The sequence below is a fragment of the Lutimonas sp. genome, assembly GCF_051011215.1.
In the GTDB taxonomy this organism is placed as follows: Bacteria; Bacteroidota; Bacteroidia; order Flavobacteriales; family Flavobacteriaceae; genus Lutimonas.
On record NZ_JBPCUJ010000061.1, the window covers coordinates 63,353 to 78,930 of the forward strand.

13 protein-coding genes are annotated in these 15,578 nt (G+C 38.1%); 3 read left to right on the plus strand and 10 right to left on the minus strand.

Going from position 1 to position 15,578, the window contains the following annotated elements; translation table 11 throughout:
- The first annotated feature begins 6 nt into the window (after positions 1–6).
- Positions 7–1,533, plus strand: coding sequence for a GH3 auxin-responsive promoter family protein (locus tag ACR2MV_RS06105; protein WP_434021021.1), 1,527 nt, complete (start codon positions 7–9; stop codon positions 1,531–1,533).
- On the opposite strand, the gene ACR2MV_RS06110 is transcribed toward ACR2MV_RS06105, so the two are convergent.
- The 7 genes from ACR2MV_RS06110 to ACR2MV_RS06140 all read right to left on the minus strand — a co-directional run bounded on the left by ACR2MV_RS06110 (position 1,515) and on the right by ACR2MV_RS06140 (position 9,605).
- A complete protein-coding gene (locus ACR2MV_RS06110; protein ID WP_434021022.1) occupies positions 1,515–2,468 on the minus strand; it encodes a C1 family peptidase in 954 nt (317 codons plus the stop codon). The two genes, ACR2MV_RS06105 and ACR2MV_RS06110, sit on opposite strands and share 19 nt — an antisense overlap.
- 62 nt (positions 2,469–2,530) lie before the next feature.
- Positions 2,531–3,508: a polyprenyl synthetase family protein gene (locus ACR2MV_RS06115; protein WP_434021023.1), complete on the minus strand. Its 978-nt coding sequence runs from the start codon at positions 3,506–3,508 to the stop codon at positions 2,531–2,533.
- A gap of 26 nt (positions 3,509–3,534) precedes the next feature.
- Positions 3,535–5,223 carry a glutamine--tRNA ligase/YqeY domain fusion protein gene (locus ACR2MV_RS06120; protein ID WP_434021024.1) on the minus strand — a complete coding sequence of 563 codons (1,689 nt, stop codon included), beginning with the start codon at positions 5,221–5,223 and terminating at the stop codon, positions 3,535–3,537.
- A 73-nt stretch (positions 5,224–5,296) separates the two neighbouring features.
- Positions 5,297–6,646: a magnesium transporter gene (gene mgtE, locus ACR2MV_RS06125; RefSeq protein WP_434021025.1), complete on the minus strand. Its 1,350-nt coding sequence runs from the start codon at positions 6,644–6,646 to the stop codon at positions 5,297–5,299.
- Positions 6,627–7,412, minus strand: a complete 786-nt coding sequence (gene rsmA / locus ACR2MV_RS06130) for a 16S rRNA (adenine(1518)-N(6)/adenine(1519)-N(6))-dimethyltransferase RsmA (protein WP_434021026.1) — start codon at positions 7,410–7,412, stop codon at positions 6,627–6,629. Before rsmA ends, mgtE begins: the two co-directional genes overlap by 20 nt.
- 8 nt (positions 7,413–7,420) lie before the next feature.
- Positions 7,421–7,744 carry a DUF4286 family protein gene (locus ACR2MV_RS06135; protein ID WP_434021027.1) on the minus strand — a complete coding sequence of 108 codons (324 nt, stop codon included), beginning with the start codon at positions 7,742–7,744 and terminating at the stop codon, positions 7,421–7,423.
- Between the two features lie 67 nt (positions 7,745–7,811).
- Entirely contained in the window at positions 7,812–9,605 is a 1,794-nt protein-coding gene (locus tag ACR2MV_RS06140) for a tetratricopeptide repeat protein (protein ID WP_434021028.1), read from the minus strand.
- Between the two features lie 219 nt (positions 9,606–9,824).
- Here ACR2MV_RS06140 and ACR2MV_RS06145 point away from each other — a divergent pair, with 219 nt between their 5' ends.
- Positions 9,825–9,959, plus strand: a complete 135-nt coding sequence (locus tag ACR2MV_RS06145) for a hypothetical protein (protein WP_342160211.1) — start codon at positions 9,825–9,827, stop codon at positions 9,957–9,959.
- 28 nt (positions 9,960–9,987) lie between these two features.
- Here the strand turns inward: ACR2MV_RS06145 and serS are convergent, their stop codons facing one another.
- From serS to ACR2MV_RS06160, 3 genes are read right to left on the minus strand one after another with little or no spacing between them, the layout of a single operon-like run.
- Positions 9,988–11,262, minus strand: coding sequence for a serine--tRNA ligase (gene serS, locus ACR2MV_RS06150; protein WP_434021029.1), 1,275 nt, complete (start codon positions 11,260–11,262; stop codon positions 9,988–9,990).
- Positions 11,263–11,314: 52 nt separating this feature from the next.
- The gene (locus ACR2MV_RS06155) at positions 11,315–12,250 is read right to left on the minus strand and encodes a bifunctional riboflavin kinase/FAD synthetase (RefSeq protein ID WP_434021030.1); all 936 of its coding nucleotides are present in this window, start codon (positions 12,248–12,250) and stop codon (positions 11,315–11,317) included.
- A gap of 12 nt (positions 12,251–12,262) precedes the next feature.
- Positions 12,263–12,784 carry a hypothetical protein gene (locus ACR2MV_RS06160; RefSeq protein WP_434021031.1) on the minus strand — a complete coding sequence of 174 codons (522 nt, stop codon included), beginning with the start codon at positions 12,782–12,784 and terminating at the stop codon, positions 12,263–12,265.
- An 86-nt stretch (positions 12,785–12,870) separates the two neighbouring features.
- Between ACR2MV_RS06160 and ACR2MV_RS06165 the strand changes: the two genes are divergently transcribed.
- Positions 12,871–15,576, plus strand: a complete 2,706-nt coding sequence (locus ACR2MV_RS06165) for a reprolysin-like metallopeptidase (RefSeq protein ID WP_434021032.1) — start codon at positions 12,871–12,873, stop codon at positions 15,574–15,576.
- Positions 15,577–15,578 lie beyond the last annotated feature (2 nt).

The following is a 15,578-nucleotide window of genomic DNA, read 5'->3' on the forward strand; positions in this document are numbered from 1 at the left end:
ATAACAATGCAGATCCCATTATTTAATACCGTTCTGTCGTGGATTTTAAAGAAGCGCAAGTACCAGGTTGACATGTTTTTACAGCATCCGGTGGAGGTTCAGAATGAAGTTTTATACGAGCTTCTTTCTGAAGCCAGGCATACTTATTTGGGTAAAAAACATGGGTTTGAAGACATTAAAAGTTACGATTCATTCACAAAGCGGGTTCCTATTCAGCAATATGAAAGTATTGAACCTTTGATTGAGCGAAACAGGAGGGGTGAGCAGAACGTATTCTGGCCTTCTAAAATTCAATGGTTTGCAAAATCGAGCGGTACTACTAATGCCAAGAGTAAATTTATTCCCGTAAGTGATGAAGCTATTGATGACTGCCATATGAAGGCAGGAAAAGACATGCTTTGCCTTTTTATTAATAATAATGAAGATACCGAGATATTTAAAGGCAAAGGACTGCGTCTTGGCGGTAGTTCGGCTATTTATGAAGATAACGATACTTATTTTGGTGATCTGTCTGCCATTATTATAGAAAACATGCCTTTTTGGGCTGATTTTAGTAGTGCACCAAGCACAAAGACGGCATTAATGAGCGAGTGGGAAACCAAAATGGATGCCATTATTGAAGAAACGATTCAAGAAGATATCACAAGTTTAAGCGGTGTCCCTTCGTGGATGCTGGTTCTTTTAAACAGAGTTTTAGAGGTGACAGGCAAGGATACTATTTTAGAGGTCTGGCCAAATCTTGAGGTATATTTTCATGGTGGGGTTAATTTTAAACCTTACAGAGAACAGTATGAAAAATTGATTCCAAAGAAGAGTTTCAGGTATTATGAAACCTATAATGCTTCAGAAGGGTTTTTTGCAATTCAAGACAGAAATAATAGCGATGAATTGCTATTGATGTTAGATTACGGCATCTTCTATGAGTTTATTCCTATGGATGAATATCAGGGGGAAGATTCACAAGCCATTCCTTTGGAAGAGGTGAAGACAGATGTCAATTATGCACTTGTGATCTCAACAAACTCGGGCCTATGGCGTTATTTGATAGGAGATACCATAAAGTTTACCAGTCTGGCTCCATATCGAATCAAAATTACGGGAAGAACAAAGCACTTTATCAATGTTTTCGGAGAAGAACTGGTGATTGAAAACGCAGAAGATGCCTTGGAGATTGCCTGTTCAAAATACAAGGCAACGGTTTCGGAATATACTGTGGCACCCATATTTATGGAAGGAGAAAATAGCGGAGGTCATGAATGGTTGATAGAATTTAAAGAGGCTCCACAAGATATTGCTGCTTTTACCGCGGCTCTTGATGAGGCCTTGAAAGAATTAAATTCCGATTATGAGGCCAAACGTTACCTCGATCTGACCATAGCACTTCCTGTAATTCATCAGGCTCCATCAGGTCTTTTCTATGAATGGCTTAAAAAGAATGATAAATTGGGAGGTCAGCATAAGGTGCCTCGCCTAAGTAATAAAAGAGCTTATTTGGATGAGTTGCTTCAAATGACTCATAGCGAAGCTGGTTGAGCCACAATAATATCATCGGTAATCCAGGCTTCACATAATACAGGAAATTCACCTTCCAGATCGCCAGCTTCTTTAAATGCCTTATAATCTATCCAGACAAAACCGTTATTACCCCATCCGGATCCCCAGGAATTGACCACCTTAAAAGCATTCATTTCATCATTATAACCTACTACCAGCATGGCATGTCCTCCAACAGCATCTTTGAATTTTCTGTATACAAATATGCCGTCTTCATCTCTTGCACCAAAATAGCTTCTATCTATGGTCACTGCGATAACAACAGGCTGATCTCTTAGCAAGGAGGCCTTGGTATGCTGATACACACTGTCTTGATGAAAATAATAGTACTTTTCTATTTTATTTGGTTCGGCGAGCACCTTTTGAAGGTCATTGGGCTGAATATCACATTCGTTCTGGTCGTAAGGCATCACACTCCATTCAACAATTCCCTGACTAGAAATAGTGTCCAGCGCATCCTGAATAGCTGACCCGCCATCACAATCTGTTGCTTTTATCTGATTGTAGATGTAAGCCGGACTCATTTCGTAATTCAGACCTACTATTCCGTTCTGCAAATCTTCATAGTTTTCTTGAAAACTTTTTAAATAATATCCGGTGGCCCAGGCCACACAAGAGCCCTGACTGCCTTGAGATCCAACCCTGGGTAAGTACTCCGAAATATCATATTCCATGGGAAGAATTTCAGTTTCATCGATATCGAAAACAGCAAGTTCTGCATCGGGTTCACTATAACCATAACAATAGCCTCCGCCAATTCCTAACTGATGTTGATCATTCTCTTCGACATCTTCAATCACAGGGTCACCATCTTCATCAAAAGTATATTCTTGCCTTGGTCCAGATTCTAATTCAAAATTACTGTTACAGGAGACTAAAATTAATACAAGTATGAGCAGGGAAGAAAATTTCATGAAATCAGTTAATAGGTTTAAACCTGAAACCTCAAAAGCTATGCCATTAATAATCGTGTAATCTATTTTTCCCTTTCAATCACGTAATTCACCATGGTCATCAGTGACTCCTTATAGCTCGAATCAGCATAGTCATTAAGAATGGAAATAGCTTCCGCCTGGTAGGAGTGCATTTTTTCAGTAGTATATTCAATACCTCCGTTTGATTTTACAAATTCAATAACTTCTTTTACCCTGATTTTATCTTTGTTGTGGTTTTTCACAGAATTGATCAGCCATTTACGCTCTTTTCTGGAACAATTATTAAGCGTATAGATGAGCGGTAAGGTCATTTTTTGTTCTTTGATATCAATTCCTGTCGGTTTTCCGATCTTTTCTTCTGAATAGTCAAAAAGGTCATCTTTGATCTGAAATGCAATACCAATTAATTCACCGAACCTACGCATTTTTTCAACCTCTTCTTTGGGTGCATCCACGGAAGTTGCGCCGATAGCTGTACAGGCTGCAATCAGGGTGGCTGTTTTTTTACGGATAATATCAAAGTATACTTCCTCAGTGATATCGAGCTTTCGAGCCTTCTCAATCTGCAGAAGTTCCCCTTCACTCATTTCTCTTACCGCAATCGAGATATGCTTTAAGATGTCGAAGTCGTCATTATCAATGGATAAGAGCAAACCTTTAGACAATAAATAGTCACCCACCAAAACCGCAATCTTATTTTTCCAAAGGGCATTTAAAGAGAAAAATCCACGACGTCTGTTGCTGTCATCCACAACGTCATCATGAACTAAGGTCGCCGTATGAATCAATTCGATAATTGAGGCTCCTCTGTAAGTACGTTCTTTAAACTGACCATTGGAAACCATTTTTGCCACCAGAAATACAAACATGGGACGCATTTGTTTTCCTTTTCTTCTCACAATATAATGCGTGATTCTATTGAGCAAGGAGACATTGGAAATCATGGAAGCTTTGAATTTTGTTTCAAAGAATTCCATTTCCTTTAAAATGGGAAGTTTTATTTGTTCGACGGTCTTCAACGGCTCAACAATTTACAACAAAAATATTATTTCTTTTGCTGCATTTTAGCCCAGGAATCTCTTAAAGCTACCGTTCGGTTAAAGACTAATTTATCATTGGTTGAGTCAGGGTCAACATTGAAATAACCCAGTCTCTGAAACTGGAATCCGTCACCTGTGCTCACTGTAGCGAGGCTTGGTTCGATAAAAGCACTCTCAATAATTTTTAGAGAATCAGGATTGATAAACTCTTTAAAATCTTTGTCTTTATGTGAATCAGGAGCTTCATCAGTGAATAATCGGTCATACAATCTCACTTCTGCCTCCAAAGCATGTTCTATGGACACCCAGTGAATCGTTCCTTTCACCTTACGCATACTAGCTTCAGAGCCACTTCCGCTTTTTGAATCAGGATCGTAGGTACAATGAATTTCTAAGATATCTCCATTATCATTTTTCACCACATCATTCGCTTGAATGATATAGGCATTCTTCAACCTAACTTCTTTGCCTAGTTTTAAACGGAAGAATTTTTTATTGGCGACCTCCCTGAAATCTTCTCTCTCGATATACAATTCCCGTGAAAACGGGACAGTTCTGAAACCAGCTTCCTCGTCTTCAGGGTTATTTTCGGCCGTAAGCATTTCTTCTTTTCCTTCGGGATAATTAGTGATGACCAGTTTTACCGGATCAAGAACAGCCATGACTCTGGGTGCGACTTTATTCAATTCTTGCCTGATATGAAATTCGAGCAGGGCAAGATCTGTTACATTTTCTCTTTTAGCAATTCCTGCCGCTTCACTAAAATTTCGAATTGACGCAGGGGTATAACCACGCCTTCTCAATCCAGAAATGGTAGGCATTCTCGGGTCATCCCATCCATTTACAAGTCCTTCCTCGACCAATTGCAGTAATTTTCTTTTACTCATTACCGTATAGCTGAGGTTTCTTCTTGCGAATTCTCGCTGTTTTGGTCTTAAGAGTTTTGCATCGTATACCTGATCTAAAAACCAATCATATAATTCACGATGATGTTTAAATTCAAGGGTACATAAAGAATGGGATATCTGTTCGATATAATCGGATTCTCCATGGGTCCAGTCATACATCGGATATATTTTCCAATCTTCTCCGGTTCGATGGTGAGCTCTCTGTAAAATTCGATACATTACAGGATCTCTCATCAGCATATTTGAAGAACTCATGTCAATTTTAGCTCTTAAAACATGTGTACCTTCCTCGAAGTCCCCATTTTTCATTTTTTCAAACAAACTCAGGTTTTCTTCTATGCTTCGCTCTCGAAAAGGGCTATTGACACCCACTTGAGTAGGTGTGCCCTTTTGTTCGGCCATCGTTTTGCTGTCTTGATCATCGACATAGGCTTTTCCCTGTTTAATTAAAAGTACAGCCCAATCGTATAATTTTTGAAAATAATCGGAAGAATAAAGGACTTCAGCCCATTTAAACCCTAACCATTCGATATCTTTTTGAATGGCATCGACATATTCCTGTTCTTCTTTTTCAGGATTTGTATCATCAAATCTCAAATTGACGGGGGCATTGTAGGTGAGTCCCAGTCCAAAGTTTAAACAGATTGATGCTGCGTGTCCAATATGTAAATATCCATTCGGCTCCGGTGGAAATCTGAATTTTAATTCAGATCGATCCATTCCATTCCCCAGGTCTTCCTCAATGATCTGTTCTAAAAAATTGAGTGATTTTTTAATTTCTGACATATTTCAAATAAATGAAACGCAAAATTACGGAAAAATGCGAAGTGAAAAAGCGAAAACCAATAAAATAAAAGGATTAAAAGCCGAGGATAAGCTTTGCAATATAGAAGAAGATAAAGATACCGAAAATATCATTGCTGGTGGTGATAAACGGCCCGGTAGCCACGGCAGGATCAATTCCTTTTTTGTCCAAAATCAAAGGAACAAAGGTTCCAATAAGAGATGCCAAAATGATGACAAGAATCAAGGCGATAGAAATCGTGATGCTAATATTGATATTATACTGAAGGATAAAACCAAATACAAAGATCATCCCCGCCAAAATAACACCATTGATAACACTCAGTCCAATTTCCTTAAACATTCGGTTGACCATACTGCCTTTGATATTGTCATTGGCCAGACCTTGCACAATAATAGCGGAAGATTGTACTCCTACATTTCCGGCCATGGCCGCAATCAGCGGAGTAAAAAAGAACAGTTCCGGATAATTCAACAACGCATCTTCAAATCCACCCATAATCGAAGCCGCTGCAAGTCCTCCTACCAAACCAAGAATGAGCCAGGGTAAGCGGGCTTTTGTTTTATCCAGAATGCTGTCATCGGCATCAATATCTTCTGTAATACCAGCCGCCATTTGATAATCTTTTTCTGCTTCCTCTTTGATAAGGTCTACAATATCATCAATTGTAATTCTTCCGATCAATACATTGTCATCATCTACCACGGGAATTGCCTCCAAATCATATTTTTGCATGAGCCTTGCCACGTCCTCCCCTTTGTCATTCACATGTACAGAATCAACTTTAGGAATATAGATATTTGCTATTCTGTCTTTGGCAGATGCTACCAGTAAATCTTTGAGAGATAAGCGACCGATAAGATGTTCATCCTTGTCAATAACATAGATAGAGTGTACCCTTCTCACTTCCTGAGCCTGTGACCTCATTTTTCGCACACAGGTAGGCACCATCCATGTTTCTTTTACTTTCACCAATTCCTTGGCCATAAGACTACCTGCAGTTCCTTCATCATAGCGCAAAAGTTCTACAATGTCCTTGGCGTGATCATCATCTTCAATCTCAGAAATTACCTCGGTGACTCTTTCTTCTGGTAATTCTGAGATGATGTCTGCTGCATCATCAGTGTCTAATTCATCTATTTCATCCGCAATTTCTTCTGCCGACAGATTCTTTAGAATTTTTTCCCGATCATCCTCATCGATCTCTAATAAGGCCTCCGCAGAGAGTTCACTGTCTAATAATTTAAAAAGGTAGGTGGCATCTGATAGTCCCAGTTCATCAATCACTTCAGCAATGTCCGCAGGATGCTCTTCAGATAATAAACCAATAAGTGCCTGATCGTTTTTTTTCGATATCAGTTCTTCAATTTGGCGAATAAATTCTTTAGTGATCTCTGATGCCATCTTTTTCAAGGCTTTTTGTTAGTTCGATGAATTGCTCAACACTTAATTGTTCTGGTCTTTGAGCAAATATAACATCTTCCTTTAATTTATCGGAGATCTGAAATGACTTTAAACTATTTCTAAGTGTTTTCCTTCTTTGATTGAATGCTGTTTTTACAACTCTAAAGAAAAAAGCAACGTCTACAGGTAGCTGAAAGTCTTTTTTTCTGCTCAGCCGAATCACTCCTGAATCTACCTTGGGCGGCGGATTAAAAACGGAAGGTGGTACCGTAAACAAATAGCTGACATCATAAAAGGCCTGCGTTAATACAGATAGAATTCCATAGGTTTTGCTGCCCGGACCAGCTGCAATCCTCATGGCAACTTCTTTTTGAAACATACCACTGAATTCCGGAATCTGCTCCCTGTTTTCGATTGTTTTAAAAACGATCTGTGAAGAAATATTATAAGGGAAATTACCAATGATAGCAATGGGTTGATCCTTAAACTGAGCTGACAGATCCATTTTTAAAAAATCGGCATTAATAATTCTATCACTGAGATGCAGGTAATGTGTCTTTAAGTAGTCAATGGATTCCGTGTCAATTTCAACCACCCAGGTTTTGGTGTCTTTTTTTAATAAATACTTTGTGAGTACGCCCATACCGGGACCAATTTCTAAAACATGCTGGTATCCTTCAAAAGAAAGGCTCTCTGCAATTTTAGAGGCAATGTTTTCATCTTTTAAAAAATGCTGACCGAGATGTTTTTTTGCACGAACACTCATATCAACTCTTAATTATTTGGAAAAAATTCCTGAACTACCTTCATTTCAGTTCGAAATGCACCAAATTTATTTCCATATTTTTCAAAAAGAGCCTTCCTCAACTGAGGCGCATCTTTTTGATAGTAGTCAAACAATAGTTCTTTTGTGTCACAGGTAAATTGAATAGAGTAGGTAACACCACCCATATCCTCTTTTACGAGTACCTGGCTCATCAATGCCTTTGTGAATTTTCCAGTTGACAGGACTGCTGGAATATGATTTTCCTGCATCCAAGCCAACCATTCAAAATGAATGGTCTCGTCAACATTGATCGTTACATTATATATATACATGTTATTCTAAAAAGTTTAAAGGTAGGGTTAATTCACTAATATCAGGGTTATTGTTATTCAATTAGGGTCAAATATCGTCTCCGCGGAGTTTTCTGTAATTTTTTCTGGCATCTACTAAATAGATACTTGAAGGATATTCAAATAATATCTTTTCAAACATTTCCTGTGCCTTTACAGGATCTTGAAGGTGATCTCTGTATAACAGTCCTAATTTGTAAATGCTGTCATCGATTAACAGACTTTCAGGATGGAAATTAAGGATGTTGAGCAAGTTTGCCTCGGCCTTGTCAAAAACTTCCAGTTCACTGTAAAATTCAGCTTGTGTAAACAAGGCGTCATCTTCAATTTGCTGACCCTTGAATTGCTGTAAAACATAAGAAAGACTGTCAATGCCCTGCTGGTATTTCTTTTGAAAGCCGAGAAGTTCTGATTTTGCATAGATCTTTAAACCCTCGTTCAAACTGTCTTTATCCATATTATTGGAAATCTTAAGACTGAGTTCCAAGGCATCATTCGCTATTAATTGTGAGGTGGAGGATTTTAATACTTTTAACTGGTTTTGTGCCCATTGGAAATCACCTTTAAAATAAGAGGTTCTTGCCACTTTAAATCGTGCTTCCTGAGCGAGTTGACTGTTCTTAAGGTCGTATTGTATTTGAGTATATAAAATCAGTGCCTGATTAAATTGATCGGTGAAGACCAGAATATCCGCGATTTTCATTTGAACGATCCCTTTTTCAAACGCTGAGGCTGCATCGGGTAAAATGCCTTCGAGATTTGCAATGGCCTTATCAGGTTCATTATAATCAAAAGTTAGAAAATCGGCAAAAGAAAGGTGCAATTCCAAGGTCTCATTTCCTTGCCCGTATTTGCTGATAAGCTCCTTATATTTTTGCTCAATGGGCAATTTATCTCTTTTGTCTTTGGCCGCAATATTTTCAATTTTTAAGAGGTAAATTTCTGCCAGTAACTTACTTTCGTTGTCTAAAACAGCTTCTTCGCTCTTGGATAATTCATACTCAAAGGCATCTTTACTGGTATCGTAGTCTTCGTTGTTAAATGACAGGATTCCGATTTCCTCGATCCTTTCCAGACTCCCCGGTTTTCTTTTGAATAATGACTTTTCCTGAATCAGGGCTTTGCGGTAATCCTGTTCTTGCATAAACAGCCAGCTAAGCAAAATGTTCCAACTATCTTTAGGGTCCGTCTGAGCCCTTTTCAACAGTAGTTTTTTGAATAAAATATTATTACTGTCTGTTTTGTCATCCGTTATAAAATTACCGGCATACCGCTGAACAGTGGAGAAGTAATTGGCATTTTTGTCTACCAGGTCCAGATATAAACTAAACATTTTTTCAAGTTCACCTTTTTCTCCATAAATCTGTGCCTCACTGATTTCAGTATTTAGTTTCGGGTTTAATTGCTTTGCAATATGATAGGAGGTCAACGCTTCGTCGAGTAAGTGGTTTTGTCTAAACGACCGACCTATCATAAATACGAAACTCGGATTCTGCCGAACAAATTCAATGGCCTGCTTATAATATTTTTGTGCTATTTCGACCTCACCCTGTAATTGATGATTATAACCCAGCTCAACGAACAGGTAGATCTGTTCAGGAAATCGTTGCATCTGTTCTTCAATCAGGGCCTGAGAAAATTCATAGGATTCAACTTGTTGATAGCAGGTAAGCAAGGCTTTAAAATAATCTTGTCTGATCGGGTTATTTTCAAAAAGGGGTTTGTACAGTTGTATGGCCTTTTCGTATTCACCTTTGCGAAAATATGAATTGGCCAATTCAGCATTTTGCGCAATTCCCTGAAAAGAAATAAATAGATAAATAAGGATTAAAAATAGTCTCATGCCCATATTCCGTAAAAATATACTTTCCTGCTTAGATATAGCAATTATCTAATTCGTAATATTAAATAAAATTATTAGTAGAGTCATAAATAATAAGCTCATTTTGTCAGAATTTCTGAACATTGTTAAAGTTTTAATAAAATAAATAATAAAATGTAACGTTATCTAAAAATATCAGTCTTAATAGTATAAGATTTCAATAACAAAAACCTAAAGATTATGAACGAAGTAAAAACATTTTACGAAAGAGCAAAGCAGAGTGCAAAGAACCATATGAAAAATGGTCAGATCAATGATTACTTGAATGATTTATTGATCATGAATCACTACAAAAAATTGATGGACGCTGCCTAGGATTCCTTTTAGATCATATTCTAAAGTACTAATCGATCAAATCGAAACCGGTATATCTCTGAAGCACTTCAGGAATTTTAATACCTTCCTCGGTTTGATAATTCTCTAAAAGTCCGGCCAGCACTCTCGGTAATGCCAGAGAACTTCCATTCAAGGTATGTGCCAATTGACTTTTCCCATCTTTATTTTTATACCGCAGTTTTAAGCGATTCGCCTGGAATGTCTCAAAATTAGATACTGAACTAATTTCGAGCCATCTGTCCTGAGCCGTTGAAAAAACTTCAAAATCATAGGTCAATGCCGACGTGAAACCAAGATCACCTCCGCATAGACGCAAGATCCTGTACGGAAGTTGTAATTCCTGCAGGATACCTTTGATATGCTCGACCATAGCATCCAGAGCCTCATATGACTTGTCCGGATGTTCAACCCTTACAATTTCCACCTTATCAAACTGATGCAGTCTGTTAAGACCTCGTACGTGCGCGCCATAAGATCCGGCCTCTCTTCTAAAACAAGGCGTATAGGCCGTGTTGCAAATTGGAAAATCACTTTCTTTCAGCATGACATCCCTGTAAAAGTTTGTTACTGGTACTTCGGCAGTAGGAATAAGGTATAAATTATCAATTCCTACATGGTACATTTGTCCTTCTTTGTCCGGAAGTTGTCCTGTACCTACACCAGAAGCCTCGTTAATCATGAGCGGAGGCTGCACCTCTGTATATCCGGCTTCCGTATTTTTATCCAAAAAATAAGCGACAAGTGCTCGCTGTAGTTTAGCTCCTTTTCCTTTATAAACCGGAAAACCGGCTCCGGTTATCTTATTGCCTAATTCAAAATCAATAATATCATATTTTTTACAAAGCTCCCAGTGAGGCTGAGCACCTTCGTGAAGCACAGGAATTACTCCTTCAGACGATACTACTTCATTGTCCTCTTCAGTATTACCTGACGGTACAAGCGGGTTAGGAATATTAGGAATCTGGTACAGCAATTCGTTTAACGCAGATTCAAGTTCTCCAAGAGATTCAGATAGCTTTTTTGACTGTTCTTTTAGCAGGCCGGTTTTTTCTTTGGCCAAATTGGCCTTTTGAACTTCACCTGACTGGAACAATTTCCCTATTTCTTTTGATATCTTATTGCTTTCAGCCAGAACATTATCAAGTTCAGCCTGTACAGACCTTCTTTTACGATCTGAATCCAGCACTGAATCAACCAATGTTTCGGCATTTTTGAAGTTTCGCACTGCAAGTCCTTGAATTACAAGGTCTTTATTTTCTCGAATGTAGGGTAATGATAACATATGCTATTTTTTGACTTGCAAAGATAAGTAATGCCATTGGAAGTAGGAATGCTTATTTGAGTTTCATCAGCCAATTTCTTGCAGATGCTTCATCTTTTGCGATTTGAATTGCGAGGTCTTCAATGGATTCAAATTTTTTCTCATCTCGAAGACGCATCAATACTTCAATTTGCATCGTGCTGCCATAGAGATCATCTTCAAAATCGAGTAAATGGATTTCAATGGTTTGTCCTTTTCCACCTACGGTTGGTCTGTAGCCAATATTCATGATTCCATAACTCGAAGTATTGTTAAAATTACTTCGAACGACATAAACTCCTCTTTTTGGAATCAGCTTATATTCTTCAGCGATATCTAAATTTACAGTAGGGAAATTTATTTTTCTTCCAATACCCTGACCGGTAATGATGGTTCCTGTTAAGAGATAGTTATACCCAAGGTATTTATTTGCCTTTTCCATTTCTCCGTTTTCCAGCGCCTTTCTGATTTTTGTAGAACTGACCGAAACACTTTCAATTTCCTGTGCAGATATTTCCTCCACCTTAAAATCGTATAAATCGCCATATTCGGAGAGTTGTTCAAAATTACCTTCCCTGTTTTTTCCAAAATGGTGATCATACCCAATAACAAGCTTTTTGATATTTAGTTGATTGACTAAAATGTTTCGGACAAAATCCAAGGCGGATAATCGGGAAAACTCTTTTGTAAAAGGCTCTATGATCAGGTCATCCAGTCCAAATTTTTCCAGGAGATAACTCTTTTCCTCCATAGTAGTTAGCATCTTAATATCATTACTGTGATCCAGTACCATCCTTGGATGGGGGTAGAACGTCAGGATCATGGAACGTTCACTCTTTTTGTTTTTAATCTGATTTAACCGTTCAATGATTTTTTGATGCCCTATATGCACTCCGTCAAATGTACCTATAGTAAGAACTGATAATAGTTCTTTATGATTGTAATTTTCAACTGATTGATGGACCCTCACGTAAATGGCTGTTTAAAATTTGATGTTTTCATCTATTTGTTCAATGATCTGAGGTACTTTATGTATTTTAAAAGAAGTTTTTACCTGCAAATTTCCATTGGAATTGAACAAAAATAAACTTCCTTCCTTAATTGGGAAATATCCCATGCTTCCCTTGCAATAACAAATACGTCCAAAGATCATTTTTACTTGTTGCAATTCAGAATCCTTTAAAATAACTTGTTTTTTATTTGGATCAACTTCAAAATAGACATATTCAGAATAATCGCTATCGGCAGTGTTTTCAATTTTGCGCCTTTTGTAATGGTATTTTATTACGATTTTATCTCCTTTGATGATATCGGGAAATAATTTGCCACTACTGTCATAAGCAAGCTTTAGATTGGATTCTTTAAAGACCTCAAAAGAACAATTTCCGTCTTCAGGGCAATTGATGTGAGGCGGAGGTAAAGCATCGTCGCCATGGCTTGATGGTCTTTTAGTGCCTGAGCAAGAGGTGATTAAAATAAATATAATTCCAAAAAAATACTTCATTTTGTACTTGTGTGACCAACAAAATTAAAATTTCACATGCTAATAAAAAAGTTCATAATTTTGCCTATTCCATCAAAAAACTTTTCATGAGAAAAAGAAACCTTGGTTTTCTATTGTGTTGCATGCTCTTTATTGCACCATTGCTCAGTGCACAACAGACTGAGATATGGACGCAAATCGATGATGCAAAAATAGGTATTTCAAAGTTTCAAAGGAAGATACAACCTGAAAAATATAAATCTTTTCATCTTGATGTAAATGAGATTAGAAATAGTTTAAAGTCAGCGCCTGAAAAGAGTTCGAATCTCCATGAATCAAATCTAATCCTTTCATTTCCCAATTCAGAAGGGAAGATGAAGCAATTTCGGATTAAGGAGTTGCCGGTGATGAATGTGGAGTTAGCGAAAAAATTTCCGAATAACAGGTCATATACCGGAGTTGCTATTGATCATTCGAACGAGCGCATTTCTTTCAGTTTAAATCAATTAGGACTTCATGCGATGGTAAAAGGGGCAGAAGGAGTTTCTATTTTAGATCCTATCAATGCCGAGCAGCAGCAGTATAAAGTATATGCAAAAAAAGATGTCAAAGGCTCGGCTGATGTTAGTTGTTTGTCAGAAGATCTTGACAAAAACGTTTTTTTAACCGCTAAAGGCATTCAGAATGTATCGAAAGGAATGATGACTTTTAGGTTGGCCTTAGCGGTGAATGGAAATTATTCACAGTATCACCTCAGAGAATTTGGCTACACGGGAAGTGATGAAGATATTCAACGTGCGATTATTATGGCGGAGTTGACCAAAGTGGTTACCAAGATTAATGCGGTCTACGAACAGGAGCTGGCCATGCGTTTTGAATTAGTAGAGAATAACGATCGTATTATATTTTTTGATCCGGTGAACGATCCTTACAGCAATGGTAATTCTGTTGAGATGCTGTTACAGAATCAAAACACCCTCGATAAAATCATCGGCCCTAAAAACTATGACATAGGGCATGTATTCTCTACAAGTAATAATCCTGTGGCCGTATTGAGGTCTGCCTGTATCGAGGGTATTAAAGCGCAGGGAGTCAGCGGCATGAATCAGCCTATGGATGATGTTTTTTACTATGATGTGGTGAGTCATGAATTTGGCCATCAGTTTGGAGCGAATCATACCTTTAATGGAAATACCGGAACTTGTGGTGATCAAGGTCAATTGGTTGAAAAAACCGCTGTAGAACCGGGAAGTGGATCTACCCTCATGGCCTATGCCGGTTATTGCCGGGGACAGAATTTGCAATCAAACAGTGATTTGTATTTTCATGGGAAAAGCATCGAAGAAATCAACGATTTTATAAATTCGGGATTTCTTTGCGTATCGGGTGCAGAATTAGAAAACAATAGGCATGTGCCATTGGTTGAAGCCGGAGTTAATCGAGTGATACCAAAAGGTACTGCTTTTAAATTAATGGGAGAGGCCAGTGATGCAGATGGAGATAAATTAACCTATTGCTGGGAACAAATTGATGCAGGACTAACAGCGGTACCTCCGATTGAGACAGCTGTAAGAGGAGCACTTTATCGATCCATCGCACCTCAACCTGACTCTGTAAGGTATTTCCCATCATTAAAAACCCTGAGAAATAATTTTATGGTTTCCACCTGGGAGGTTACGCCGGCAGTTGAGAGAGACCTGAATTTTCGCCTCACCGTAAGAGATAATCATGAAGAGGCAGGATTTCAGGCCTCTGATGATATTCAATTAAAAGTATCAGGAAATGCCGGGCCATTTGTGGTCCTTTCACAGAACAGTTCAAATAAAACCTGGATTCCGGGTAGCAAAGAAGTGATTGAATGGGATGTGGCAGGAACCGATTCCAATGGTATCAATGTATCAAAAGTCAACGTCTTGTTGTCAACGGATGGCGGCTTAACCTATCCTACTGTCATAGCATCTGGGGTTGACAATAGTGGTTTTCTGGAAATTACAGTCCCCCAGCTAAATGCTGATCAATGCCTGATTATGATTGAGGCGGTGGACAATGTGTTTTTTGCGGTGAATTCAAAGTTTTTTTCCATTGGTGATTTTGATACGTTCTGCAATTTATATGAATCTGCTGATATTCCCAGAGAAATCGTTTATGAAACCCGCAATTTTGTAAATTCTTTAAACAAGATTGAGGCCGATCAAATTGTAAAATCTTTGTCTGTTTCAATTAAATTGAACCACAGTTTTGTCAAAGATCTTCAATTGAAATTAGAGAGCCCTCAGGGTACAATCGTCGATTTATTAAAAAGCCCTTGCAACGATAAAGATGAGGATATAGATGTAACTTTTGATGATGAAGGGGTGGCATTGATATGTGCTTCATTTTCACCGAGTATATCCGGAAAGGTGAAGGCACTGTCTAATTTATCTCAATTTTATGGTGAGAATGCTCAAGGTGCCTGGAAGTTAATAGTAGCCGATCTGGCCGAAGGAGATGACGGTGTTTTGGAATCTTGGAGTCTTGAAATTTGCAGTTCCAAGGCAGTTTTGGATAAAGATCCGATTGTACTCGGTGAATTCAAGGTGTTTCCAAACCCTAGTGGAGGTCAGTTCCAAATTACTTTTTCATCAGATGATATTGGCGCTGTTGAGGTAGCTGTTCACGACTTGTTGGGAAGAAAAGTTTTTAATAAAGCGTACAGAGGTTCTGGGTCTAATTTTAACGAAACGATTGACTTAGAAGGCTTACCAGCAGGTATCTATGTGCTTCGAGTAAAAAATGGGTCGCAAATTTCTGTTGAAAAGTTAAGCCTAAATTAATG